This is a genomic window from Oleiphilus sp. HI0123 (assembly GCF_001635315.1).
Map to the genome: position 1 here is coordinate 1 of NZ_LWGE01000902.1, position 391 is coordinate 391.

The following is a 391-nucleotide window of genomic DNA, read 5'->3' on the forward strand; positions in this document are numbered from 1 at the left end:
TTCCGTTAGTCGCCTACAGCTTTTCTTTCCCGACCCATGGCATAAAGCACGCCATAATAAACGTCGCCTTGTACAGAGCGAGTTTGCTGAGCGAATCAGGTCAAAGCTTGAAATCGGAGGTGTCTTCCATATGGCAACAGACTGGGAGCCTTACGCAGAACATATGATGGAAGTGATGGAAGCCGCGCCAGGCTATGAAAACGTGGCCGGAGCCGGGCAATACTCTGAACGCCCTGAAAACCGCCCCTTAACTAAGTTTGAAAAGCGCGGTCAGCGTTTAGGGCATGGTGTTTGGGATTTGCTCTACCGACGTATTGCTTAAATACATAGAGTCTTCATAAGAAGCAATAATAGCTAAAACAAGGTTTGTATGTATGTCAGGGCACGATAA

General features: G+C 47.6%; 1 protein-coding gene. It reads left to right on the forward strand.

Annotated features, from left to right (window positions below; genetic code table 11):
• A partial coding sequence (gene trmB, locus A3761_RS07790; RefSeq protein ID WP_068750078.1) for a tRNA (guanosine(46)-N7)-methyltransferase TrmB occupies nucleotides 1-322 on the forward strand: 322 nt, incomplete at its 5' end.
• Nucleotides 323-391 lie beyond the last annotated feature (69 nt).